The 26,952-nt window shown below is 37.8% G+C and carries 18 protein-coding genes and 3 pseudogenes; 17 read left to right on the top strand and 4 right to left on the bottom strand.

Annotation, left to right across the window (positions count from 1 at the left end):
- Positions 1-13: 13 nt before the first annotated feature.
- The 3 genes from H541_RS0100230 to H541_RS0100220 all read right to left on the bottom strand — a co-directional run bounded on the left by H541_RS0100230 (position 14) and on the right by H541_RS0100220 (position 2,883).
- The gene (locus tag H541_RS0100230) at positions 14-823 is read right to left on the bottom strand and encodes an aldo/keto reductase family protein (protein WP_022795345.1); all 810 of its coding nucleotides are present in this window, start codon (positions 821-823) and stop codon (positions 14-16) included.
- Between the two features lie 285 nt (positions 824-1,108).
- Complete coding sequence (locus H541_RS0100225) at positions 1,109-1,897, bottom strand: SDR family oxidoreductase (protein ID WP_022795344.1); 789 nt, start codon at positions 1,895-1,897, stop codon at positions 1,109-1,111.
- A 122-nt stretch (positions 1,898-2,019) separates the two neighbouring features.
- Complete coding sequence (locus H541_RS0100220) at positions 2,020-2,883, bottom strand: AraC family transcriptional regulator (RefSeq protein WP_022795343.1); 864 nt, start codon at positions 2,881-2,883, stop codon at positions 2,020-2,022.
- Between the two features lie 215 nt (positions 2,884-3,098).
- On the opposite strand from H541_RS0100220, the pseudogene H541_RS12450 reads away from it, so the two are divergent.
- The 8 genes and pseudogenes from H541_RS12450 to H541_RS0100180 all read left to right on the top strand — a co-directional run bounded on the left by H541_RS12450 (position 3,099) and on the right by H541_RS0100180 (position 17,919).
- Positions 3,099-4,841 (top strand): annotated as a pseudogene (locus H541_RS12450) (ABC transporter ATP-binding protein).
- A pseudogene (locus tag H541_RS11080) lies at positions 4,842-6,617 on the top strand (ABC transporter ATP-binding protein); the annotation flags it as partial. It abuts the pseudogene before it with no gap.
- Between the two features lie 186 nt (positions 6,618-6,803).
- Positions 6,804-9,131, top strand: a complete 2,328-nt coding sequence (locus tag H541_RS0100205; protein ID WP_022795341.1) for a glycoside hydrolase family 31 protein — start codon at positions 6,804-6,806, stop codon at positions 9,129-9,131.
- A 297-nt stretch (positions 9,132-9,428) separates the two neighbouring features.
- Positions 9,429-9,752, top strand: coding sequence for a PTS sugar transporter subunit IIB (locus H541_RS0100200; RefSeq protein WP_026501478.1), 324 nt, complete (start codon positions 9,429-9,431; stop codon positions 9,750-9,752).
- A 73-nt stretch (positions 9,753-9,825) separates the two neighbouring features.
- On the top strand, positions 9,826-10,122 hold the full coding sequence (locus tag H541_RS0100195; RefSeq protein ID WP_033420673.1) for a PTS lactose/cellobiose transporter subunit IIA: 297 nt from the start codon (positions 9,826-9,828) through the stop codon (positions 10,120-10,122).
- A 146-nt stretch (positions 10,123-10,268) separates the two neighbouring features.
- Positions 10,269-11,315 carry a MupG family TIM beta-alpha barrel fold protein gene (locus H541_RS0100190; RefSeq protein WP_022795339.1) on the top strand — a complete coding sequence of 349 codons (1,047 nt, stop codon included), beginning with the start codon at positions 10,269-10,271 and terminating at the stop codon, positions 11,313-11,315.
- A 406-nt stretch (positions 11,316-11,721) separates the two neighbouring features.
- Complete coding sequence (locus H541_RS12445) at positions 11,722-17,136, top strand: S8 family serine peptidase (RefSeq protein ID WP_022795338.1); 5,415 nt, start codon at positions 11,722-11,724, stop codon at positions 17,134-17,136.
- A 393-nt stretch (positions 17,137-17,529) separates the two neighbouring features.
- Positions 17,530-17,919: an OsmC family protein gene (locus tag H541_RS0100180; protein ID WP_022795337.1), complete on the top strand. Its 390-nt coding sequence runs from the start codon at positions 17,530-17,532 to the stop codon at positions 17,917-17,919.
- Between the two features lie 13 nt (positions 17,920-17,932).
- Here H541_RS0100180 and H541_RS0100175 read toward each other — a convergent pair whose 3' ends face one another.
- A complete protein-coding gene (locus H541_RS0100175) occupies positions 17,933-18,526 on the bottom strand; it encodes a uracil-DNA glycosylase family protein (protein ID WP_022795336.1) in 594 nt (197 codons plus the stop codon).
- 204 nt (positions 18,527-18,730) lie between these two features.
- Between H541_RS0100175 and H541_RS0100170 the strand changes: the two genes are divergently transcribed.
- The 9 genes and pseudogenes from H541_RS0100170 to H541_RS0100130 all read left to right on the top strand — a co-directional run bounded on the left by H541_RS0100170 (position 18,731) and on the right by H541_RS0100130 (position 26,925).
- Entirely contained in the window at positions 18,731-19,489 is a 759-nt protein-coding gene (locus H541_RS0100170; protein ID WP_022795335.1) for a hypothetical protein, read from the top strand.
- Positions 19,490-19,723: 234 nt separating this feature from the next.
- Complete coding sequence (locus tag H541_RS0100165; protein WP_022795334.1) at positions 19,724-20,224, top strand: GNAT family N-acetyltransferase; 501 nt, start codon at positions 19,724-19,726, stop codon at positions 20,222-20,224.
- Between the two features lie 83 nt (positions 20,225-20,307).
- Positions 20,308-20,940: a YfbR-like 5'-deoxynucleotidase gene (locus tag H541_RS0100160; RefSeq protein ID WP_022795333.1), complete on the top strand. Its 633-nt coding sequence runs from the start codon at positions 20,308-20,310 to the stop codon at positions 20,938-20,940.
- A gap of 26 nt (positions 20,941-20,966) precedes the next feature.
- Positions 20,967-21,440, top strand: coding sequence for an S-ribosylhomocysteine lyase (locus tag H541_RS0100155; RefSeq protein WP_022795332.1), 474 nt, complete (start codon positions 20,967-20,969; stop codon positions 21,438-21,440).
- A 72-nt stretch (positions 21,441-21,512) separates the two neighbouring features.
- Complete coding sequence (locus tag H541_RS0100150) at positions 21,513-22,295, top strand: alpha/beta fold hydrolase (RefSeq protein WP_022795331.1); 783 nt, start codon at positions 21,513-21,515, stop codon at positions 22,293-22,295.
- A gap of 403 nt (positions 22,296-22,698) precedes the next feature.
- Positions 22,699-23,745 carry an ABC transporter ATP-binding protein gene (locus tag H541_RS0100145; protein ID WP_022795330.1) on the top strand — a complete coding sequence of 349 codons (1,047 nt, stop codon included), beginning with the start codon at positions 22,699-22,701 and terminating at the stop codon, positions 23,743-23,745.
- 77 nt (positions 23,746-23,822) lie between these two features.
- Positions 23,823-24,188 (top strand): annotated as a pseudogene (locus H541_RS11075) (carbohydrate ABC transporter permease); the annotation flags it as partial.
- An 11-nt stretch (positions 24,189-24,199) separates the two neighbouring features.
- A complete protein-coding gene (locus tag H541_RS0100135; RefSeq protein ID WP_022795328.1) occupies positions 24,200-25,531 on the top strand; it encodes an ABC transporter substrate-binding protein in 1,332 nt (443 codons plus the stop codon).
- A gap of 32 nt (positions 25,532-25,563) precedes the next feature.
- Positions 25,564-26,925: an MBL fold metallo-hydrolase gene (locus H541_RS0100130; protein WP_022795327.1), complete on the top strand. Its 1,362-nt coding sequence runs from the start codon at positions 25,564-25,566 to the stop codon at positions 26,923-26,925.
- Positions 26,926-26,952: the final 27 nt, after the last annotated feature.

Genomic DNA, 26,952 nt, shown 5'->3' with positions numbered 1-26,952 from the left:
AAAGCAATTGATGTTATAGTTCAGCTATTTTGAGCCTATCTTCTGGATTCAACTCGAAGTCAAAGATATCCAAGTTTTGAGCTTGTCTCACGCGGCTATGTGATTTAGGAATCACAACAACATTTCGTTCGATTTGATATCTCAAGATAACTTGTGCCCATGTTTTATGGTAAGGTTCACCGATTTCTGTTAAAACTTTTTTCGCTTCATCACTTACCCTAGTTAATGGACCCCATGCTTCGGGAACGATGTTGTGGATTACAGCATATTGGATGGCTTCGTCGTTCCAATGTCCAGGGTGTGATTCGACTTGGTTGACTGCTGGTTTAATAGTAGCGTGCTCTATCAGGTAGTCTAATTCTTTTGTTTTGAAGTTTGAGACCCCGATAGCCTTTAATGTTTTTTCGTCCACAAATTTTTCCAGGGTCTTCCAAACGGCCACGATGCCATCAAGATCGTCCCATGGATGATGGATGAGGTAAAGATCAATATAGTCTGTTTGCAGAGCTTCTAAACTGTCATTGACCGCTTTTTTAACTTCTTCTTCATTAGAATTGTAAGGTTCGGAACCAGGAATTTTTGAAGTAATAAAGAACTTTTCACGTGGGATGCCACTTTGCGCAATCGCTTTTCCAACAACTGATTCGTTGCGGTAGGAGATAGCTGTATCAAAATGACGGTAGCCATTTTCAATAGCCCATTCTAGTTCTGTTGTATCACCATTGATGTTGCCATTGTAATCACGATTTTCTTTTCCAAATGTATTAGTACCACTGCCAATAACTGGGATTTTGTTTCCAGTAACAAGTGTAAGATAATCCATCAATAAAACCTCCATATAATGTATAGTAAAGTGCAAATTCTTTGTCATTATCACTTAGAACGTGTCATTAGAATAGTATTGTTAGAATAGTGTCATTAGATTGTTATAAAAGTTCTAATGAGCTCAAAAAATGTAATGAGATCTAAAGAGATCTAAAGAGTTCTAAAAAGATCTAAAAAGGTCTAAAAAAATCTATAAGGCTATAATAAGTAGCTCACAAAATATCTTAATACGAACAAAATAGCTTAATATGAATAAAATATCTCACTGCGAAAGCTCAAAATGTTAAATGGCTCTGACTTTTCCGCCGTCGACGAGGATGCTTGAGCCGGTTATATAGGAATTGGCACTCGAGGACAAGAATACGACAGCTTTGGCAAATTCTTCAGGATCACCAAGGCGGCGTAAAGGAATTTGTTGTTCAGCTTGTTTTCTGATTTCTTCAATGGTTTGTCCTGTTTTCTCAGCTTTGGCACTGTCTAAGAAATCAACTCTGTCCGTTAAAATGCGACCTGGAGCTACGGTGTTGACTAAAATATTGAATGGTCCAAGTTCGTTGGCTAATGATTTACTTAAGCCAACTATGCCTAAGCGGAAGGTGTTGGATAGGATTAAACCATCAATAGGTTCTTTAATAGAAGAGGAAGCAATATTGATGATGTGTCCACCTTGTTTTTTGAGATAGGGTAATGCTGTGCGAACTGTTCTAATGTAACTTAGGAGATTTAGATGAAAGGCATTTTCCCAATCGTCATCTGTAAAATCAGTAAAGGTCCCACTTGGTGGTCCTCCGGCATTATTAACTAGCACATCGATACCGCCTAATGTTTTAACAGTATACTCGACCAAGTTCGAAATTTCTTCTGCCTTTGTCACATCAGTCGGAAAGTAGTGAATTGTCCCATCAAGGTCTAGAGCTTCGACTTCAGTTTTAACACCTTCTAATTTGTGCTCGTTTCGACTGCTAATGACCACATTAGCACCTTCTTTGACGAACTCAATAGCTGAGGCTTTTCCAAGTCCCTGGCTAGATGCTAATACGAGGACATTTTTCCCTTTTAAACCTAAATCCATGTATAAATCTCCTTCCGTTTTTTTCTAAATGAGTCATTTGAATCTGTTGAAGCTAGTAATGTGTTTCTAAATTCATTCTTTCATAGACTCGTCTTAATGTAAAACAACTTACTCACCAGAATTTAGTCTGTTGGAGAGGCTTCGGTTTTAGTTGTTCTTGCTTCTTTTCTAACTTCTGTTGGGGAGTGATCAAATGCTTTCTTGAATTGTTTACTAAAATGATAGGCATCTTGATATCCAACGAGATGTGCAATTTCTTTGACAGTGTAGTCGCTCCGTTTTAGAAGGTCATAAGCTTTTTTTAAACGAAACTGGATCAAATAGGTGATGGGGGAGACGCCAATGATATCTTTAAACGCTTTTGATAAGTAGGTCGGGCTAACGTAGTAGACATCGGCTAATTGGTTTAACGAAATGTCGTTGGCATAGTTGTTTTCAATATAACTTTGTGTCACCGTGACAAGTTGACTCAATCGTTCATTGGGAACCACTTCACGGCTAAGAGGTGGCTGCTTTTTCGCAACTGACAATGATCTTAGTAATAGCATCATAATTTCAACAGCTAACGATTTCCCAATAACTTGGTAATAGTCCTTTTGCTCATTAAACTCTTTGATTAACTGCCATGCCTTATCAAACAAAGCTAGTTGGGTATCATTAATTGGTAAGACTGCTTCTTTGTTTGGAAATGTGTTGGGCGGTAAGTTTTCAAGTTGAAAGTTGTCTATCCCAATATGTAATTGATGGGAATAGCTACCCTTCAATTGTTTTTCAGCATGCTCATTAGATGGATTAAAAATGAGGATAGTCCCTGCGTTGACACTTCTCCAACGACGATCGACGAAGTATTCCACTTGTCCTTCTAATATAAAGGACGCTTCGAAGAAATCGTGACTGTGTTTGGCAGAAAAATTATCCTCGCCATTCCAAACATCAAAGGCATAGCGAATTTTGGGGTCAAATGATTCTGGGGATATCTGTGACATACGGGTTGAACCTTTCTATAAGAGGTAATAAAGATGTTGCATTCCATTACCTTGATTATACCATTGTACTGCTAGATACTGTAAACATATGAAAAATGGCTTTTAATTTTAAGATTGGAAGCTAAAGTGCAAATAATAACATCTAGATTGTGAGATTATCCATTCTTTTTCGAAATGAAAAGGGTATCATATAAAAAGTGAAGGGGGTGTTATTAGTGAACAATTTTAAGTGGATCTGGGGTTATTCACGGAAATACCGAGTCATGGTGTTTTTTGGAGCAATCTTGGTTCTTATTGGAGCATTCATTCAAATCGTTAATCCGCTATTATCTGGTCGTATTATTGATGATGTTATTGATGGTGGTAAGATTCAATTATTAATCCCGTATATTGTCATTATGATCGCTACAACAGTGATTCGTACGATTGTCCGATATAGTTACCAGATTATGTTTGAGAGTGTTGGTCAAAGGTCACTATTTGTGTTGAGACAAGATATGTATAAAAAATTACAAGAACTGGATTTTGACTACTTCAACCATACAAGGGTCGGCGATATTATGGCGCGCATGACCGGGGATACAGATGCTATTCGTCATTTTGTATCGTGGGTTGTTTATAACATTGTAGAGTGTATTCTCTATTTTCTAACGGCAGTTATCGCAATGGCAACGATTAGTGTCCCTTTGACGATAGCTATGCTCTTGGTGGCTCCAGCAATATTTGTATTGACTCAAAAAATGTCTCGTAAAGCTCATCCGGTTTTCTTTCAAATCAGAGAGAGTTTTTCTCGCTTAAACTCGATGGTGGAAGAAAATATTAGTGGAAACCGAGTCGTCAAAGCATTCACACGAGAAGATTATGAGATTGAAAAGTTTAACCGCTTTAACGACGATTATAAAGAAAAGAACATGGCATCAGCAGAAGTCTCTAGCACTTACCTGCCATGGCTTGAGTCACTCGCTGGAAGTCTGACCTTGATTTGTCTATTGGTCGGTGGACTTTTGGTGATTAATGACAACATAACTCTCGGTGACTTAATTGCTTTCAATAGCTTTGTCTGGTTATTGAATTATCCATTAAGGATGAGTGGCTGGTTGATCAATGATGTCCAACGATTTTCTGCTGCCTGTATTAAAATTAGACAAATGCTTGAGACGACACCTAGTATTGATTTAAATAATGAAGATCAAGAATACCAAATCAAGGGTGACGTAGCGTTCAATCATGTTGGTTTTCATTTTTCAGATGATCCCGATACCGAAATCCTAACAGATATAACTTTTGCTGCGAAACCAGGACAAACAATCGGGATACTGGGAGAGACCGGTTCAGGGAAAACAACCTTAACGAATTTGATTGGTCGTTTTTACGATCCTACTTCCGGTGAAGTATTAATCGATGGCAAGAATGCGAAAGATTATCCAGTTAGAAAACTGCGCGAGAATATCTCTGTCGTGATGCAAGATGTCTTCTTGTTCTCAGATACGATTCGGGACAATATATCCTTTGGGAATCCCTATGCTGATCAGAACTTTATCCATCATGTCTCCTAAATAGCGGATGCTGATACATTTATCTCTCGGATGCCTGAGGGCTATGACACTATCGTTGGTGAAAGAGGTGTTGGATTGTCTGGGGGGCAAAAGCAACGTATTTCGTTAGTACGAGCGTTAGCCAAAGATCCGACTATTTTGATTTTGGATGATACGACTTCTGCTGTTGATATGGAAACAGAAACCAAGATCCAACAAGAACTTGTAAAGCTGACGGAAAAGAAAACGACATTCATCATCGCTCATCGGATCTCATCTGTTCGAGAAGCGGATTTGATTCTATTGATGTCACATGGACGCATTACGGAACGTGGTAATCATGAAAGTTTGATGGCACAAAAAGGGGAGTATTATAACATTTACCATAAACAACTTGGCTTAACAGTAGGGGGTGACGACTAAATGGCCAGAAATACCTTCAATCAGGATGAAGAACTAGAACAGGAGTTTAATTGGTCGTATTATAAGCGACTTGCTTCTTATATTGTTCCCTACAAGAAAGAAATTGGTGTTGTATTAGGTGTGATCGTTATTGCTAATATCGCTGCAATGCTCGGTCCATATTTGATGAAAGTTACGATCGATTCAGTTATTCCTCAAGAAAATATCACGCTCCTAATGACCATTTCCGCTGTCTTTATTGTGTCGTTAGCGGTGGCCGGATGGTGTATGCATTATCGAATCATGGCAATAACGAGAATTGGCCAGGATGTCTTGAAAGACATGCGTTTTGCTATTTTCGAGCATTTACAACGCTTGCCATTTACTTATTTTGATAGTCGACCACATGGCAAGATTTTGATTAGAGTGGTCAACTATATTAATACACTGAGCGACCTTTTGAGTAATGGCTTGATTAACTTAATGTCTGATGTCATATCAGTGATTGTTACATTGGTTTTCATGTTAGTGATTGATGTGAAACTGACCTTGTATAGTTTGATATTACTACCATTATTATTGGTGATTGTGTTAGTGATCAAAACGAAACAACGAAAAGCCTTTCAACAATTAAGCAATAAACAATCAAATTTGAATGCCTATATCCATGAGAGTATTGCAGGCATAAAAATTACGCAGTCATTTGCTCGGGAACGTGAAAACTATCATATCTTCAATGAAGTCAGTAACGAGTATAAAAGTTCATGGATGCACGCTGTCAAAATCCAATTTCTCTTGTGGCCAGGGGTTCAAAATATCGCCGTATTGACAACTTGTTTGATATATTTTATCGGTATCAGACAAATAGGCGTTTCTGTTTCAACAGGAACATTGATTGCTTTTATCGGTTACATCGGGAACTTTTGGAATCCAGTCATCAATATCGGCAATTTCTATAATTCACTTATTACTGCAACGGCTTATTTGGAACGTATCTTTGAAACCATGGATGAAGTGCCAGATATTCAGGATGCCCCAGCTGCGACACTATTACCATCAATTACTGGTGATGTCAAATTTGATCATGCCGATTTTCGTTATGAAGAAGGTAAGAACGTCCTGACCGATATTAATTTTGAGATATCTCCTGGGGAATCTGTAGCATTAGTTGGGCCCACTGGTGCTGGGAAGACGACGATTATCAACTTACTAAGTCGCTTTTATGACGTCAGTGAAGGGTCAGTCAAAATCGATGGACATGATGTACGATCCGTAACACTGAAATCCTTGCGATCTCAGATGGGGGTGATGCTCCAAGATACGTTTATCTTCTCTGGAACAATCATCGATAATATTCGATATGGTAAATTAGATGCGACAAGAGAAGAAATCTTTGCAGCAAGTAGGGCCGTACGAGCTCATGAGTTTATCGTATCATTAAAAGATGGTTATGATACAGTGGTAGAAGAGAGAGGAAGCACCCTTTCTGCTGGTCAACGACAATTAATCTCATTTGCGCGGGCATTGTTAGCTGATCCGAAAATACTCATACTAGATGAAGCAACATCAAGTATTGATACGAAAACGGAAGAGCTATTACAAGTTGGATTAAAACGGTTACTGAAGGGGAGGACATCGTTCATCATTGCCCATCGTTTATCAACTATCAAAAATAGTTCTGAGATTTTTTACATCAATGATGGTCGGATTGTTGAAAGAGGGTCACATGACGAATTGATGGCGCAAAAAGGCAATTATTACCATCTTTATCAATCCCAATATGATATCATTAGAAGTGATCGAGATGATGATCGTATAGTTGAATCAGAATCACAAGCAGAATTGCAAGTAGAAACACAAGAGTAATACGGGTAGTTAGTGACCATTTAAGGTCACTAACTGTGTAATGAGTAAACGTTTAACTAACTAATTGAATGCTCTATAATATTGGCACGTTAAACAAAAGAAAGGAATGTCACAGTAATGATAGAAGCTAAGAATAATCAAGTTATCGGGGAAAAATATAGATTTACAATCTTAACAGATCGAATGATCAGAATGGAGTACAACGAGCAAGGCGATTTTTTAGATGCTCCGACTCAAGTGGTTGTCAATCGTAATTTTGGAGAGGCTGATTTTAAAGTTAACGAAACAGATAGTGACTTGGAAATCATCACGGAGGCGGTTCATCTTTACTACAAAAAAGGCGAAAAATTTACGGAGCATACATTATTTGCGGATGTCAAGTATAGTTTTTCGGTTTTTAGCAATCGTTGGTACTATGGTCATGTCGGGGAAAATCTTTTAGGAACCTTGAGGACATTAGACGGGGTAGATGGCGACGCAAAACTCGATAATGGAATATTAGGAAAATCTGGCTATGCTACGTTAGATGATTCTAATTCTTTCTTATTGAGTGACGACGGTGAACCGCTCCCAAGGTCTAGTCAGGGTACAGATATTTATTTGTTTGCTTATGGTAGAAGTTATTTGGATGCATTGAAAGACTTTTTCAAATTGACTGGTGAAACGCCACTATTACCGCGATATGCGCTTGGAAACTGGTGGAGTCGCTATTGGAAATACGATGAAGAGGGTTACTTAGCCTTGATGGATAAATTTCACGCTAAAAAGGTGCCTTTATCGGTTAGTGTGATTGATATGGATTGGCATTTAACTGAAGTTCCTTCACGGTTTGGGAGTGGTTGGACAGGCTATACGTGGAATAAAACACTCTTTCCTGACCCTGAAAGATTTTTGAAAGCTCTCCATGATAGAGGGTTAGCGGTGACGCTTAACGTTCACCCAGCTGATGGGATAAGAGCATTTGAAGAATGCTACCCACGTGTGGCAGAACGTTTAGGCTTAGATGTTACAGCAGAAGAACCTGCAATCTTTGATTTTACAGATACAAGTTTTAGAGAGGTCTACTTTGAAGAAGTTCATCGTCCTCTAGAAAAAGAAGGCACAGACTTTTGGTGGATAGATTGGCAGCAAGGCACAACTAGTTCAAAAGCCGGACTAGATCCCCTATGGCAGTTAAATCATTTTCATTTTGAAGATATTCGAAAGAAGGATCCTTTAGGTATTATTCTATCCCGTTATGCTGGCCCTGGTAGTCACCGTTACCCAATTGGATTTTCGGGAGATGCTATCATTAGTTGGAAGTCTCTTGATTTTCAACCTTACATGACAGCAACAGCTTCTAATGTGGGATATGCATGGTGGAGTCACGATATTGGTGGTCACATGTTAGGGTATAAGGATGAAGAACTGTCATTGCGTTGGCTACAATTTGGTGTGTTTAGCCCTATCAATCGTCTCCATAGTTCTTCAAGTGCCTTCACTAGCAAAGAACCTTGGGAATATAATTTTGTGGTTGAGAACATTATGGAAGATTTCTTACGACTACGCCATGCCTTTTTGCCGTACTTGTACTCTAAAAACGTTTCACTACACGAGCAGGGCATCCCATTAATCAAACCAATGTATTATGATTATCCTGAAGACGAAGCAGCTTACCATGTGCCAAATGAATACTTGTTTGGAGATCAACTTTTAGTATTGCCAATCACAAAGCCATCTAATAAGACTTTAGAACTTTCCAAAGCCAATCTTTGGTTACCTGAAGGGGATTGGTATGATTTCTTTAGCTCAGATCACTACGTAGGAGGAACACAATTAGCGATTTATCGACCAATCGAAAAAATGCCAGTATTTGCTAAAAGTGGCGCAATTATTCCACTAGATGCTGACCCTGTAGCTACAAAGACTACCGAACTGCCAGAAACGATTGAATGGCGAATCTATCCAGGAGAAAGCAATCAATTTAAACTTGTGGAAGATAAGGATGGACAACGCGTCGAGACAAGTCTATCTATAGATGAAGAACGTGGGCAACTTGAATTGATTACTGAAGGTGCTACAGAAATCTTACCAGCAAAGAGAAATCATGTGCTTAAGTTCATGAGTTCAACAGCTGTTAAAGTGACCAATTCGGATGATAACGACTCCAAAATAGCCGAAATCACCTATGATTCAGAGCATAAGGTGACAGAAGTAACTCTCGTCCCATCTGCTTTCAGTTTTAATGCTGATCTAGTAGACTTTCAGGCCGTTAAGGTTACGGATGGGCTAGGGACTTATCAAGAGATTCTCAAGAGAGCCAATATTGAGAATCAATTGAAAGACTACTTGTGGGACAGAATCTCACACACAGATGATAGAGACAAACTGTTTAATGTCTTCAATCGACTTGATGATCGTGAGTTAGCTTCAGCTCTCTTTGAAGTCTTATATACACAAAAGTAAGATCCAAGCACAACCCATTACACTCTAAATTTATGAGCTTCATTTAAGCGTGATTATAGTGTCATACTAAGAAATAAGGATTTATTTCAAAATGTATAGACATGTGGTTGCGCTTTATTTTAATTTAGAGAAAACTGTAGTATAATAACTATATTAGAATGGTTATATCACTTAAAAGCACTATTGACTTAGACGCTAGTCAAATATTTTTAGCAACCTTATGTGCTTAGCATAAGCGTTTGCTGTTTAATGTCTTAAGATATATCCTAGTAGATGTTTGTCCGAAGGGAGGTGTACATGGTGTCAAAAACCATTATGTTAGTCTGCTCTGCAGGTATGAGCACTAGTTTATTAGTTTCGAAAATGCAAAAAGCTGCCGCTGCTGATGGGGTTGAAGCTAATATTTTTGCTGTTTCTGCTTCTGAAGCTGATGCAAAAATCCAAGATGATAGCAATCCAGTCGACGTTTTATTACTGGGACCTCAAGTTCGGTTCATGGAAGGTCAATTCAAACAAAAAGTGGCCGGAAAAGATATTCCAGTTGAAGTCATCAATATGTCTGATTATGGCATGATGAATGGTGAAAAAGTGTTGAAAAGAGCCTTAGAATTGATTAAGTAAAAGATTAAGGATAAGTGGGATAAATAGTTAAGGGGTGTGCTTTTTAGTGGACGAAAATAACTTAGAAACTATCATGGGACTCATTATCAATGCCGGAAACGCAAAGAGTGATGCTATGGAAGCTATCCAAGCTGCCAAAAAAGGTGACTTTAAAGTCGCTGATGAAAAGTTAGCATCAGCAAATGAGTTCTTAGTCAAGGCGCACCATTCGCAAACTGGTTTGTTGACAGCTGAAGCAGGTGGCGAAAAAATCGACATTTCTTTGTTGATGGTACATGGTCAAGATCACCTCATGACAAGCATAGCATTCAATGACCTTGCTAAAGAAGTTGTGGATGTTTACCGCAAAATTTATGAGGATGAAAAGTAAAAAATTAGTGAACAGAAAGGGGACTAGGTCCTCTTTTTTGTTTGGAGAAAAACTGTTGTGATATAATTTTATGTAAGCAGTTTTTGATACAAATATGTAAGTAGTTTTTGATATAAATCCGATCTCGGCTATTCAGGAGGAGACATATGTTAGGTATTTCTGTTTATTTTTCCACCCTTGATAATGACTATCTCGATCAGGCCATTGCTCATGGCGTCACTGTTATTTTTACATCATTGCACATTCCCGAAGAAGAATTGGTGGACTTAGATCATAGTGTCAAAAAGCTTCTTGCTTATCAGTCCAACAATAAGTTGAAGATTGTGACGGATGTCTCGCCAGTTACATTTCAGAAATTAGGACTTAAACCTAATGATTTTAAGCGTTTAAAGAAAATGGGTTTTACGGCCTTACGGCTAGATTTTGGTTTTGATAATCTGATGCTCGTGAAGTCTTTACTAGATGACTTTGAGATTTTTTTGAATGCAAGTGTTATCTCTAAGCAATACTTAGAGGATTGCGTGGCACAAGGAATCGACCCTAGTCGTTTAAATGTTTGTCATAACTTTTATCCAAAAAAAGAAACGGGGCTATCGGACGATTATTATTGTGAAATCAACGAGAAATTTAAGGCATATGGTCTCCCTATTTACACCTTTGTGCCAGGAGACCGATTAAAACGATTCCCGCTATATGAAGGATTACCGACACTTGAAAGTCAGCGTGGTAAAAACACTTACATTGCTGGGTTAGAACTTTATAAACGCTTTGGGATCAAAGATATCATCGTTGGAGATACCATGGCACTCGACAGTTCTATTCGCTACCTCAATGATTTTTTTGAAACCCATATTATGACCTTGCCAGTCTCCATGCTAGAACCTACTGAAGATGAAAAAAAGATGATCCCTGTCAGAAAAGATTTGTCTGCAAAGGTGATCCGTCTAGAAAGCGATAGAATCAAGGAATTGCCAATTAAAACCACTCAGTCGCGTCAAAAAGGAACAATCACCCAAGAAAACACGTTGAGCGGCCGATATAGTGGTGAGATCCAAATCGCCAAGGAAGATTTACCATTTTCAGCCACTTCAAATACGATAGGCTTTGTTCATCCGGCGTATAGCGAGGCCTTGAACTATGTTGATTCAGAAACTATCATCAAATTCGTTCCGTTCTCAGATATCCTGTTGTAGACTAATATCGTCTTAAAAAACATCTAATAACGTCTAATAACGTTTAATATGGTCTAATGTCCTTTTGTGTATCTGTTGTCACTGACTGAAGAAAATCCAATCAAAAATAAAAGTTTAGGCACTGATAGCTCAGTGCTTTTTTTGTGGTTAAAAAATTTATGGGGATATTTTTTGTATTTTCTGGCAAAGTATAATATGATTTTAATATTGTTAGTTATTGATGAGAAAAAGAGGTGGAAATGAGTATGGAAATGAGTATGGAAATGTATATGAATACTTGGTAAGTCATTATAATTGCTAATCATGCTTGTTTTACAAGATTACAAAACGATTAGTATTAGACAGGTGGTAGCTAACGATTTGGAGTTAACGATACGTTTTAGGATGAAAAGAGGATAACGAATATATGATTGGAAAATCCCAAAAGAATAAAGCATTTCTATTAGTAGTGACACTTTTATTGTCACTAATACTTAATATGGTTGTTCCTATAACGGCATTTGCTGATGATAGCAAAAAAGATCCAGCAGATACTGGTGAAAATTATGAGAAACTAGTTGATGCATTTACGAAGGCCGAAGATGACAACAAAAAAGAAAATAAGGAAAAATTCCGAGAAAGAGCTTTGGAACAACTGAAAGCTTTAGGTATCGATATCAGTACTATCGATACTGATGGCAATTTTGATCAAGAAATTAGAGCAATTATTCAGTTAGAAAGTAAAGCAGCTGTTGAATCGACTAGTAAGGCATCGGGAACTAATAAGTCTGTGTCATCGATTGAAAAGGCAACAGATAGTGTTATTGAAAGCCAATCTAGTATTAAAAAGAAAGTTGAAAAAATAACTGGTAATAAGGTTAAAAAATCATTCGGATATTTAGTGAATGGGTTTTCTATTGATGTTAAATTGACTGATATCAGTGAAATTACTGCGATAAAAGGTATTAAATCAGTGACACCTGCAAATGTCTATTCTCCTACTGAGGACGATGGTAGTAATGTAGAGATGTTTAAAAACTCTTCTGCTGGAATAAAAGTCAGCGAAAGTGGGAGTAATGGCGAAGGAATTGTTGTTGCAATTGTTGATAGCGGGATTGATCCGACTCATAAGGACCTCCGTTTATCGCAATCTACTAATGAAAAATTAACCCAATCAAATGCAACCGCTGTCGTTAAAAATCTTGGCTATGGCAAGTGGTTCACTCGCAAAGTCCCTTATGGACATAATTATGCAGATAATAATGACAACATTGTCGACCAGAACCCAGGAACCTCAATGCACGGGATGCATGTGGCCGGAATAGTTGGAGCCAATGGTGAGGGGGATCCACAAAGTGTGGGTGAATACGTGGTTGGTGTTGCCCCTGAAGCACAGTTACTAGCCATGAAGGGTTTCCCAAATAATGATAAGATTGCTACTGCTCTAGATGATGATATCATCTCTGCCATTGAGGATTCTGTCAAACTAGGCGCAGATGTTATTAACATGAGTTTGGGGTCAGTTTCAGGGACTGTGGACAGCAACGACCCATCACAAGTTGCTATCAAAAAGGCAGCGGATGCTGGCGTTTTAACCGTTATTTCAGCCGGTAATAGTGGTGTAAGTACTAGTGCCGGGACTAGCACTGATCCGCAAAATCTATTTGATACCAAGGATACTAGCACAGTTGGTGCCCCTGGTGTCGCCAAAGAAGCTCTAACAGTTGCATCTTATGAAAGTGATGAAGTGATTGCGGATGCCTTATCTCCTATACTAGTGGATGGTGCTGGCAATGAAGAGCCAGTCAGGTTGGCTAATGGCACCGAATCTGGTGTGGCCTTTTATGCCAATACAGTTACTGGAGTCGGTTTAGAGGTGTTTAGTGAGCCTAGTGAATTAGTTTCTGTGCCCTTAGGTGAAAAGGGTATTGGAGATTATACAGATCTGGATGTTAAGGGTAAAATAGTTTTGATCCAAAGAGGACTAGCGACATTTTCTGATAAACAGGCAGCTGCTAAGGAACAAGGCGCAAAGGCTGCTATTGTTTACGATAATGCTCCGGGGACATCTCTGATTAGTATGGCATTGGATGATAACAATTTCTTAGCTATTTTTGTTTCTCAACAAGATGGCGAATTGTTAATCAAGCTAGCTGAAGAAAATAAGGATAAAAAAATAAAATTTGCTCAAACTAAAGGGTCATACCATAACAGTGAGAGCGGTCAAATGTCTAAATTCTCTTCTTGGGGTCCAACACCTGATTTGGAATTGAAACCAGAAATCGCAGGACCAGGTGGACAGATCTACTCGACGGCCAATAATAATAACTACCAAACTATGAGTGGAACCTCTATGTCCTCACCGTATGTTGCAGGGACTGCGGCATTGCTATATCAAAGCATCAAAACGAAAGGCTTATCGTTATCTGGTGCTGATTTGATTAATTTCGCTAAGGTCTCACTCATGACGACATCTCAACCAATGACAGATGTTACTAATGGCAATATCATCTCTCCTAGAAGACAAGGAGCTGGTAGTGTAGATATTAATCAAGCTATTGCTAATAGCACATCATTAGTAGATGCTGCAGATGGTGATGCAACGATTGCTTTGAAGAATATCGGGCAATCCTCTTCATTTGGTGTGATACTTACAAATAATGGCAAAGAAAAAGTAACTTATTCTTTAAATGACTACAACGGTCCGTATACCGAGACAACAGATAGTAGCAGCTTTATTTCTTCTGTCAATATTGATGGTGCTACTCTAAAAGCTGATAATACTGAAGTAAGCCTTGAACCAGGTGAATCAAAAACAGTTGGCATTACAATCAACTTGCCTGCTTCCTTCTCAGCAAACCAATTTGTCGAAGGCTTTATAGGTTTTGAAAGCGATACAGCACCAGCTATATCCATTCCATATGTTGGCTTTTATGGGAATTATGGTGATGGTCAAATTATCGATGCTCCTATCTATGATGACAATACAATCCTAGGATCAGGGTATTTGTTAGATGAAGAGAACTACTACCTTGGTTTTGATTTTAATACGATAAACCCTGATAAGATTGCTATATCACCAAATGGTGACGGTCGTTTTGACTCAGCATATCCTGTTTTATTCTTCTTAAGGAATACGAAGACACTTACCTATGAAATTGTAGATAACGACAATAAAACACTTCTTAAGCTAAATGAGGATAAGCAAGGAGGAAAAGGCTATTTCAATCCTCAAATCAATAACTTCACCGAGTCTTATGTTACAAATGCTACTTGGGATGGAACAGTCTATGACACTAACACAGGAGATTCTAAACTCGTTGAAGATGGGCAATACGGCTTGAAGATAACAGCAACAAGCTACTTTGAAGGGTCGTCCGAGCAATCTCTTACAATTCCAATCAAGGTCGACACGGTGGCACCAGAGTTTAGCAATGTTCTACTAACAGATAGTACAATTTCATTTGAACTGAGTGATAATCTAAGTGATGTTACTTTAGATTCAGTTGCTATTGCCATAAACGGGAATGTTGCTACTTATGATTTATCCGAGCAATTGTCTGATAATAAACCAAATACACCAGAGAAGGTAGAACTGAAGCTAGATGAACGGCAGTTACCTGAAAATGGTGTAAACTCTATTGAACTTTTAGCTAGTGATAATGCCGGAAATCTTGGCTATACTAGCGACCTAAAAGAGCTTGGGGAGTCTGACAATGTAGTCTTGTTTAACATTAAGGACAAAGATATTATCACTTCAAATTCTCAATACTATGACGAAGAGAGCCAAACGCTAGCTGTAATAGGGTCATATATTGGAACTGATCCATTGACGATAAACGATCAAGCAGTTGAAGTAGACGCAGAAAGCAAAACGTTTAGTGCCTCATTACCAATCGATGATCAAACTAATGCTATCGTCGTAAAAGTCGGGGAAGAACAAGTTAGAAACGTGCCAATTGAGGTTCACGTTACAAAACCGACTCTATCGGTTGACACACCAGCCGAGGAATCAAGCGAGTTATCAACGGATACAATTCGAATCGCAGGTCAAACGGGAGAATCAACGACTAAGTTGACCCTCTCAAACTCGTCGACTGAAGATCCGATAGATGCAACGACAGCAATTCAAGAAGACGGTTCTTATGCAGTTGATGTGCCACTTGAAAATGGTCAAAACTTGATTACTGTATCAGCAACTGACCAGTATGAGAATACCTCATCGGTACAAAAGTTAGTTACTACAAGTGCCTACCGTCAAAGTGATTTGTTAGTATTGGAAAATATTTTAACAGATGACATCACAATTGTTGGTGTCGGAAATCCTGATTACGATAGCGACAGTAATATCTACCAAATAAAAGGAAGATTGCGTGAGAAAGTCGATAACTTCACTATTAATGGTGATCCTGTAGACTATGATCCGACTAATCTGACATTTACTTATGACTTAGCATTAAAACAAGGTAAACAAAGTGTCGCCTTTTATGTCGAAGGTTCAACTGGTGATAAAGAAGTCATCGATGAAGGGTATTATGTTTTCGTAGATACTGTTTTACCGACGCTTCAAATAGAAGGTTTGACTGTTTCAGATGACGGACAGTATAGTGTTTACACCAATCAAAATCCATTCCATTTAACTGGTTTGATTTCTGATAACTTTGCTGGCTACCGCTTATATATCAATAACAACAATGTATACAGCGACATTGATTATGGCTTATATGATGAAGATTTTTTTGCTGGTAGACCAGCTCAAAACTTCGATTATGAGGTGCCAGTAACTGAAGGCGAAAATCACTTGACAGTCAGTCTTGCTGATAGCCTTGGAAATGAACAATCAAAAAATATTTTGGTCAATTATAGTGCAGCAGTTCCGAACGCTCCAACAATTACTGCCGACACAACAGAGTTAACCAACAAATCAGTTGTCGTTAGTGCAACAGCTGACGAAGGTGATACGATTCTTTATAGCTTTGATGGAGAAAACTATCAACTATATAGTGAACCATTGGCTGTAGCGGTTAATCAAACAGTCTACTTCAAGTCTGTTAATCAGTTCAAATCAGAATCTGAAGTTACTACCTATGATGTCACAAATATTGTTCCTAAAATTGTAGCCAATCCGACTATAACGCTTAGTGAGTACGGCGAAGCGAAAGAACCAGTTACCGTCACCCTTGGCTATTCGAAAGAATTGTCTGAGACAGAAGCGAGCTACACTCATTTGAGATATAGCTTGGATGAAGGCAAAACCTTTACGGATTATACAGAACCATTTACAGTAGAAAAAACGACAGTTATTACTGCTCAAACTTATGATGATGCTGGCAATGAAAGTAGCCTGATCAAAGCAAATGTCATTGTAAAAGATGAGTCTGATAAAGATGAGTCTGATAAAGATGATCCGGATAAAGGTGATCCAGATAAAGATGATCAGGATAAAGATGATTCAGATAAAGAAGATCCGGATAAAGAAGATCCAGATAAAGATGATCCAGATAAAGATGATCAGGATAAAGACAATCAAGATAAAGATGATACAGATAAAGAAGAACAAAAAGGTGGATCAACTGGTGGTGGATCAACTAACAATACTGACAATGGATCAGGTAATGGTGGATCAACTAATAAGGGGTCGGGCAAACCTAATGGGAATAACCATAAGGCATCGACTAATAAAGGAGGAAATAACGGACAAAGTAATACTAGGAAAAAATCGACACAGTTACTACCACAAACAGGGGAAAGTTCTTCTACGGTACTCATGTACACAGGAGTTGGTCTGATTTTGGCAGGTGTCATCTTGGTTACTGTCAAAAAAAGAAAAATAAATAAATAAAAATAAAAAATGAACAATAAAAGGTAACTAAAAAAGTAAATCGGGAATATAAGTGATATTCTTAAGTTGAGGTTCAATCAATAGCAGTTCAATCAAAAGGCTGTCACTTATAAGACATAAAAATAATTAAAAACTGTGATAGGTGTAAAGTGCTTTAGCGGAAAACGTTATAAAGTTACTAAGCACTTCTCACAGTTTTTTTATGTTGATGAATAGGTTAGGGTTAAAATTTAGGATAATCAAAAATAAATAGTCTTCGATAGATTGAAGAGTGATAATACGATAAAATGATGATATAAAATGATAGTATAAATAGAAAGTATGTTGAAAGTATGTTGAAACTATAATGAAGTTAAAGAACACCATACTAAAAAGAGATTAGAGGTTGTCATAATGACAAATGAGCAAGTCACGGTTTTTGGAAAGGAAGAACAGTTTGAATTGGCGTTGGATCAAATGAATTTAGTCATGACTAAAGAAGCAGGTTATTCACCGATTCAACTTCTTGCGTCAGCTGTTGGGGGTTGTGAGGGCTACGTGTTGAAGTCTTTATTGCTAAACTCAAAGGTACCAGCTGAAGTGACGAAAATCCAAGTTGACTATCAAAGGGCTGATACGAGGCCTCAATTCTTTCAATCGATTGATCTTACATTTGAAATAGTTGCAGATCCTAAATGGCATCATCGTATCGAAAGTATTATGAAATTGGTTGAGAAGTATTGCCCAGTTGTCCAATCTCTGAGCCCAGATATAGAAATCACTGAAACGATTATATTCCTATAATTCTTTGTGACTTTTATGGTTCTGGCTGTAAGATTTCTGCTACTTTTTGTCTCAATATGGGCAGGACTTCTGTAGAAAACCAAGGATTTTTCTTGAGCCACCTTTGGTTTAAAGGGGAAGGGTGGACGATGGGGAAGTAAGTGGGCAAATAGGTTTGAAAGTTCTTGACGGTTTGAGTCAGTGTGATGTTATTTTTTTGATGAAGATAGTATTTTTGGGCATACCTACCCACTAATAGAGTCATCTCGACGTTAGGCATCAGCTTTAATAGTTGAGGATGCCACTTTGAGGCAAAGTCTTTACGAGGTGAGAGGTCGCCACTTTTACCTTTTCCAGGATAGTAAAAATCCATTGGTAAAATAGCTAATTTATCTGTTGAGTAGAAGAAGTCGCTAGTCACACCTAACCAATCACGTAAACGGTCACCACTTTTATCATTAAAGAATCGTTTCGATTGTTCTGCTTTGATGCCTGGGGCTTGACCTACAATGACGATTTTGGCATTCTCATGAGCACTATATAGGGGATCGATGTGTTTAGCAGTATAACTCTTATTCTCTGCGTCTTTCTTGATGGCTTCATAGATAGCTTGAAATGACTGTTCCATTTTTTGACTCCTTTCGTATGACAATCGGGTTTGTATAAGGTTACTTGAATCTCTGCTACTGATTATAGCACTTTCTTATGAGAACGTCTTGTTAGGCCTTATCAGTTTGCGGTAGAGATAAGGGAGATCGTAGATTGTTAGACATAAAGAGTTAGGCATAAAGAGTTACTTATAAAGAGGGAAAAGTAGAGAGGTTAATGAGCAATGATTAAATCAATCGTTGAAGAGTCTAGTTTGGGTAGTCCGTATAAGAGTATCAATTTAAAGCGAATTGAACCACACTTTGCCAATGAGATTAGTGAACGTTTGCTTTTATTACATCACGAATTTGATTTACCAAAAGGACTTATCAGAATCACTGACCGCAAGAGTAAACGTAATCTCGCTTATCAAGCAACAAATGTTGTCTCGCGAATGCGTAAAGGGAAACAGTATGGATTGTTCGATAGCAATTTAAACTTTAGCCATAATATGTTTCAAACTAAGGTGAGGTCGGTTACTATTCATCACCGTGTCTACCAGTTGAGAAACTCACCCTTAATTGCAGATCAATCAGGATTAACGACAATCGACCACGAATTTGCACACTTATTGAACTCTTTTTATATGCTAAAAACAAATAAGAATCTACAAGCGATAGCTGAACAATATGAGAATTTACGAGAAATCGATAAGCGTGATGTAAAAACCTTAAAGGCATTTAATCATGCGTTGATCTATCATCCTAATTCCCTAAACGAAACTGTCTATCAGTCTCTATTAAAACAAAGTGGATTGAATCGCTTGCATTTTAAACGTCTTATTAAGGAAACAATGGGTACTTACGCAGCACAATCTACACGAGAGTTTTTTGCTGAAGCATTTACTATATCTCAGTATCTACCAAATTACCAAAAACCATTCATGTCCTTGTTTCGTGAGGCCTTATCAAAGTCATTAGAGTGTTCAACATTTTGGGATTGAAATCATTAACAGCATTCAAAACAGTCACCTCAGTCATTTCAGTCACATCATTTAAATCAGTCACTTCACTCTATTGACACGGAAAAGCAGACTGTTTTGATAACTGTTGATATTTTTAACAGTCGATAATATGTGATATTAAGGCAATAAGGCAATATAAGCAACAAGACCAACAGGAGCAACAGGAGAAAGAAACCGATATCTAAAAGGAAAAGAATTTAGGAGCGTTAAATGATGCAAATTAGAGCACTGGAACGAGAAGATTTAAAGTTTATCCATGAGATCAATAATGAAAGAAATACAATGGCTTATTGGTTCGAAGAGCCATATGAGTCGTTAGATGAGTTAATCAGTCTTTACGATAAACATATTCATGATACTCATGAAAGGCGTTTTGTGATTGATGTAGAGGGTAATTTTGCGGGTGTTGTTGAGTTAGTTTGGATCGACTTCATCCATCGTAATTGTGAGATCCAGATTATCATCTTAGAACATTTTAGAGGATTGGGTTATGCGCAACAAGCATTGAAAAAGGGAATTGAATATGCATTTTCAATTTTAAATATGCATAAAGTCTATCTATATGTTGATACGAGTAATGCCCCAGCGGTCCATATCTATAAAAAAATTGGTTTTGAGATTGAAGGCAATATGAAAGAGCAATTTTTCTCGAATGGCACTTATCGTGATAGTTACTTTATGGGGTTATTAAGATCTGATTATATCAAAATATGATTGTTGAACGATTAATGGAGAGCTTGTTGATTAATCACTGAAGAACGCTTATGATAGAGAATAAAAAAATTGGAGGAGATAGGATGGGGTTAAACGAGTATATTGTGGGACTTAGCAATTTAGAAAAGATATCTAGGGCACCAGGATTTTTTAAGTTCACAGAACACACGGTTGCAGCGCATTCATTTAGAGTAGCATCAATCGCACAAGTGTTGGGGGATATTGAGGAATTAAACGGTGTTGAAATCAACTGGAAATTACTCTATGAAAAGTCTTTGAATCACGATTATACTGAAAGGTTTATTGGGGATATTAAGACACCAGTAAAATATGCCAACAAACAATTACGGGGAATGCTACATACAGTGGAGGAACGAATGACGATCGAGTTTATCGACCAGGAAATTCCAGAAGAGTTTCAAATGATTTATCGTAGGCGACTCTTTGAGGCGAAGGATAATTCGGTAGAGGGACAGCTACTGGCAATCGCTGACAAGGTTGATTTATTGTATGAATCTTTTGAAGAAATTGTGAACAGCAATCCAGAACCGGTCTATCAAGAGATGTTTTTAGAAGCGTCAACCACTATTCAATCCTTTAAAGAAAGACCCTCTGTCAAATATTTTTTTGCACATATATTTCCAGAATTACTCAATAAAGACTTTTTTGGCAAAGACGATTTTTTAAATCGCGTGGATGAAGTTCTGGCAAATTAATAATCTCAAAGAAACGGAGACCTATAATGGCAAAAGTTGAAAGTTTTACCTTAGATCACACGAAAGTCTTGGCACCATATGTTCGATTGATTGGTACGGAAAAGGGAACACAAGGCGACATCATTTGTAATTTTGATCTACGATTAATTCAACCAAATGTGAGTGCAATCCCTACTGCTGGGATACACACCATCGAGCATCTACTAGCTTCTTTACTAAGAGACCGCTTACCAGGTGTGATTGATTGTTCGCCGTTTGGCTGTCGGACGGGTTTTCATTTGATTATGTGGGGTGAGCCAACTGCTCATGATGTAGCAGTAGCACTAAAGGCCTCACTAGAAGAAATTGTTTCTTCAATCGAATGGTCAGATGTTCAAGGTACTACCGCGGTTAGTTGTGGCAACTATGTCGATCATTCCTTATTTTCGGCTAAAGAAGTTTCAAAGCATGTCCTAGAGAAGGGTATCAGTGACGATCCATTCAAACGTCATGTCGTTTAGAGAAAGCTTATGACCGATATATTTAACCGATATAGTTAGTTGTCATCAGATAAAAGTAGAGGTGTAGCCATAGTGATTACTATCGAAAAAAAGACAACTAAAAATATCCCATTTTTAGTTGTGGAAGACAAGGATATTGTCAAATCATCCGCACCCGTTATGGTTTTTTACCATGGTTGGACAAATGCTAAGGAATCTTTAATGACGCAAGCCTATGTATTTGCATTAGATGGTTATGCTGTCTTTGTGCCCGATGCATTGTTGCATGGTGAGCGGAAACAGGAGAATAGAGCATTAGAGGGGACAACTGATTTTTATCGTATTTTGTTTCAAAATGTCAAAGAGTTGCCTACTTTAAGAGAATATATGGAAGAAAATGGTTATGACGGCACTGATATAACGGTTGGTGGGATATCGATGGGTGGCTTTACCACCTCCATGCTTTTGACAACTTATGATTGGGTAACAGCTGGAGCTAGTTTTATAGGCTGTCCAGATCCAGTCTCGTTCGGTAAAGATATGCTAGTCTGGCAATATGAAAATGGTGGAAAAGAGAAGTATCCGAAAGAAATTTGGGACGATTATTTTGACCAAATGGACCGATTAGCCAGTGACTTGAGACATTATTCGTTAGCAGAAAACTTGAATAAAATACTAGAAAAACCTTACTTCATTTTTCATGGTGGCAAAGATGAGGTTGTTCCAGTTAAATATGATCGATTACTGGCCGAAGATTTGAAAAAATCTCATGGAAAACATTTTCGTTATAGCGAGCAACCTTCAGGAGGACATCACGTACCTTACCGCAGTTTATTAGAGGCTATAGATTTCTTAAATAACGAACGAAATCAATAATAATCTCTCAAAACGTTTACTATTTTGTGACATGAGATGCTATGACTCAAGAACTCAACAGTTGAGTTCTTTTTTTATTGGCCATTAATTTAATAAAGAAGCAAAGAAATAAAAGATCTTAATCCTATTTAGTAAGGGATGATAAGGGTAAAACATAGAGAGAGAAAGGCGATAAAATACCGCTAATAAAACAGAATTGAGAGACTTACAATTGGAAACACATATAGCATTATAACATAGCATAAAAAGGGCTAAAACTCTATATTATCGCCAAAAAATTTACATTAAATTTACAAACAAAAAGGATTTTGAATACTTTTTTAAGGCTTAATGTGCCAAACTTTAACCAATGAACAATGCAGCATTCGTTGTTTTCTACAAAATATCTTAAGAGGTGAATCGCGTGCAAGTTAGATTTGAAAATGTCACCATGGACTATGGTGATAAAGAAGTACTACATGAGCTAAATTTCACGATTTCCGAACATTCCTTGATGTCGATACTTGGTCCTAGTGGCTGTGGGAAGTCGACAACCTTGATGTTGATTTCAGGGTTGATCAAACCGAATAGTGGTCATATTTACTTTGATGATAAGGATGTTACAGTATTAGATGCTGTTAAACGAAAAGTGGGAATGGTGTTTCAAAACTATGCCTTATATCCTCATTTAACTGTCTTAGAGAATATTATGTTTCCGCTTAAGATGGCACATGTCAAAAAAGCAGATCGTCTCAAAAGAGCTACTGAATTGGCTGACCTCGTGCAAATTTCAGAACATATTCATAAGAAGCCGAAACAATTATCAGGTGGTCAGCAACAACGGGTAGCAATTGCTCGGGCTTTAGCTAAAAAACCACAGATTCTATTGATGGATGAACCGTTATCAAATCTTGATGCGAGATTACGGATCGAGATGAGAGAAGAAATTCGAAGAATTCAACAAGAAACTAATATTACTACCGTGTTTGTGACTCATGATCAGGAAGAAGCCATGAGTATTTCTGACCAAGTAATGGTGCTTAATGATGGGCATATACAGCAAAATAGTGAACCACAAACGTTATATGATTTCCCTGAAAATCAGTTTGTAGCACAATTTTTGGGAAATCCTGTTATCAATATATTACCTACTACTAATGATGTCATTAATACTTCAAGTTTGAATTTTCCACCTTCTGACTTAGTTAAAGCAGTTAGTATAGGGGTTAGACCTGAAAATTTAAGAGCAGTTACTAATGATGAGCAAGCACTCTTTAGTGGAACAGTGAAACACCTGGAAAGATTTGGTAAGAAGAGTACCTTGAAACTAATTAATGGTGACTTAGAGGTGACAATCAGCGACGTTTTAAACCATTACGAATTAGGAAATAAAGTCAGCGTAGTAGCTGATAGCGAAGATACTCATTTGTTTGACCAAGCTGGTCAGTCGATCGCTATCAAGGAGGCGTAACATTATCCAAAAACCCACTTTAAAAAGTTCCGGTTCTAAGTCAAATAGTGTTGTTACCGTTAAATCACTTAAGGAAAACGCTTCGGCAAACATTTCAATCCGTTCCAAACGAAATTTATTATGCTGCAAAAGTGGATGGGGCGAGTGATTTTAGGTTCTTATGGGAGGTGATGGTACCCTTAGGTAAATCTAGTATTGTAGCGATTGCAGTTCTAAAAATCATTGGAAGTTGGAACTCGTTTGTTTGGCCACTTATTGTGACAAACGAACAAAGCATGCGGACACTTCCAGTCGGATTACAAGCTTTTACGACAGAAGCAAGAACAAAATTTCAGTTATTGATGGCAGCATCAACAATAGTGATCATTCCTATGGTAGTGATCTACATTTTCTTACAAAAGTATATTATTGCTGGGATTTCCAAAAGTGGCATTAAAGGATAAGGAGCGGAATAATGACAAATCTTTCAGGATACAAAAAAGTCGTAGGCGGCGCACTTGTATTAGCAAGTTCCTTCACATTAGTAGCGTGTAGCAATAATGGTAATAATTCATCTAACGGTGGGGACTCTGGTTCAAATGACGATAATAAAGCACCGGTTGAATTAACTTTTTGGCATGCTATGAATGGCCCCCACCAAGAGGAAATTACTAAATTAGTGGCGGCATTCAATGATTCTCAAGAGGATTATAAAGTTGTAGAACAAAATCAAGGAGATTACGATACCCTTCAACAATCAATCATGGCAGCAGGTGCTTCCGGAGATTTACCAACATTAGCACAAATTACACCTGGTAATGCACCAGACTATGCAAAAAATAGTTTATTGGTTGCTTTAGATGATTTGATGACTGGGGATACAGGGTTTAGTCAAGAAAAATTGGACGATATTTATCCAGGCTTTTTGGATAGTTCAAAGTATGACGGTAAAACCTATGCTTTTCCTTTCTCAAAATCTACTCGGATTATGTATTACAACCAATCTTTTCTAGATGAATATGATGTCGAAGTGCCTAAAACGTGGGGTGAAGTTGTTGCATTAGGAGAAAAGATGACTTCTAACAGTGATGACAGAGTTGCAATGGGATTTGAGAATTCTTTTGAAATGGAATATGAAACGATTGCCAAGCAAGCTGGGGCTAAATTCATAGAACCAGAAACCTTGGAAACTGATATTGCTGGCGATAAAAGTGTCGAAGCATTGCAATTTGTGATGGATCTCATCGATAAAGGTTATGCGCGTACTGCCGGAGAAGATGGTTACTTCTCAGGACCGTTTGCTCGTGGTGAAAGTTCCCTTTATATTGGATCTAGTGCGGGAGTATCTCATGTTGCAGAACCTGCTGAAGAAAGTGGCATAGAATGGAGAACTGCTGAAATTCCTACCTATAATGACTCACAATTAACGCTCTTTGCTGGTAATGATCTGGGGATATTCTCTTCGGCTTCTGAAGAACAACAAGCCGGTGGTATGGCATTTATCAAGTTCTTATTGGAACCTGCAAATACTGCAGAATGGGCTATGGCTACAGGATATGTTCCAATCAGAAAGTCTGCTCAAGATGAACAAGATTACAAGGATTACATTGCAGAACATCCTGAATACGAAGCAGCAAACAAAGAACTTGCCTATGGACAATCTGAAACATCATTTGTTGGGTTTGGACAATTCAGAAATGTCTTGTTAGAAACACTCGACAATGTATTATCTAATAATGCTGATGTTAAAGAATCACTACAATCTCTAGAAGATCAAACCAAAACGATTATTACAGACAATAACTAAAAAACGATAATAACTAGAAACATGGTGTAAAAATGACTAAAATCAAGTTTTGGAATGGGCTTGATACGATTGGTGGAAATATTGTAGAAGTTGCGACCGAAACAAGTAGAGTCATTTGTGATTTTGGGGCTGCCGGGGATTTATCGGCAGCCTCTCTTGACAATGATTATACGCCACTAGAAGCAGGTATAGTAACGGGCCTTATTCCCGCAATTCCAAACCTATTCGAGACAAGTAAATTTGAACATATTGTATTATCTGATGTTTCAGAGAGTACAAAAAACACTGCGATTTTCATTTCTCATCTGCATTTAGATCATATGGCTTTATTACGGTTTTTACCAAAGGGTACGGATGTCTATCTATCTGAGGACTCGGTAAAATTGTTTGAACAGTTAATCAAAGTTGGTGAAGATGAGAAAGTTCTTGCTTCAATTAAGCCTTTCTCTTATGAAAAACCAGTTAATGTCGGTGATATTTCGGTATCAGCTTACGAGAGTGATCACGATGTGATTGGTATTAGTGCCTTGTTTATAGCAACTCCTGATTTTAAAATTATTCATTCAGGCGATTTAAGACTCAATGGTGACCATCCACAAGCCGTCATAAATTGGGTCGAAAAAGCAAAAGAATGGCAACCTGATCTGTTATTGATTGAAGGCACTAGCTTTAGTTTTGACGATTCAGATGATACCACCGATAGTGACAGTAAAACCGATAGTGACGGTAAAGAAGAACAAGAAGAACTAGATGACATAATTCCAGTAACAGAGAAAGACTTAATGAAACGTTTTGAAAAGCTCTTGCTAACGAGTAAAGAGTCGTTGGTTTTAAATCCTTATATTCGAAATGTTGAGAGATTAAAGAACTTTGTCGATATAGCAAATATGACCCATCGACCACTTATTTTGGAGAAACCATATGCTACTGTGTTAAGAACCTTTTATCCAGACCTATTCCTGTATGTGTTAAAAGAAGCGTTAGAAGATAGTCAGTTGAATGACTCGTTTACTAGGGGAGTTTCTCTTGATGAAATCTGTCAAGAACCATCTCATTATGTTCTTCAGAATAGTTTTAAACATCTCAATCGATTGATGAAACTACCTGGTGGCATATATTTACATTCAAATGGGGAACCTCTAGGTGATTATGATCCAAGGTTCTTGGTCTTGATGGAGATCTTAGAAAAATACCAATTTACATTTAAATCATTTGGAGCTAGTGGGCATGCAAGCCAAGAGGATTTGATCAAAGTAGCAACAGCTATCCATGCAACCGTGACTGTTCCATGGCATACCTTTAAACCTGGTCACTATGGTAAAGTTTTAGAACAGAATGGTTTAAGAGTCTTTGTGCCTCAAAAAAATACTTGGTATGAGACGGAAGAATTATGAATAAAATAAAAAGGCACTATAAACAAA

Source organism: Bavariicoccus seileri WCC 4188 (assembly GCF_000421665.1).
GTDB classification, from domain to species: domain Bacteria; phylum Bacillota; class Bacilli; order Lactobacillales; family Aerococcaceae; genus Bavariicoccus; species Bavariicoccus seileri.
This window is presented reverse-complemented; position numbering and strand designations above follow the sequence as displayed.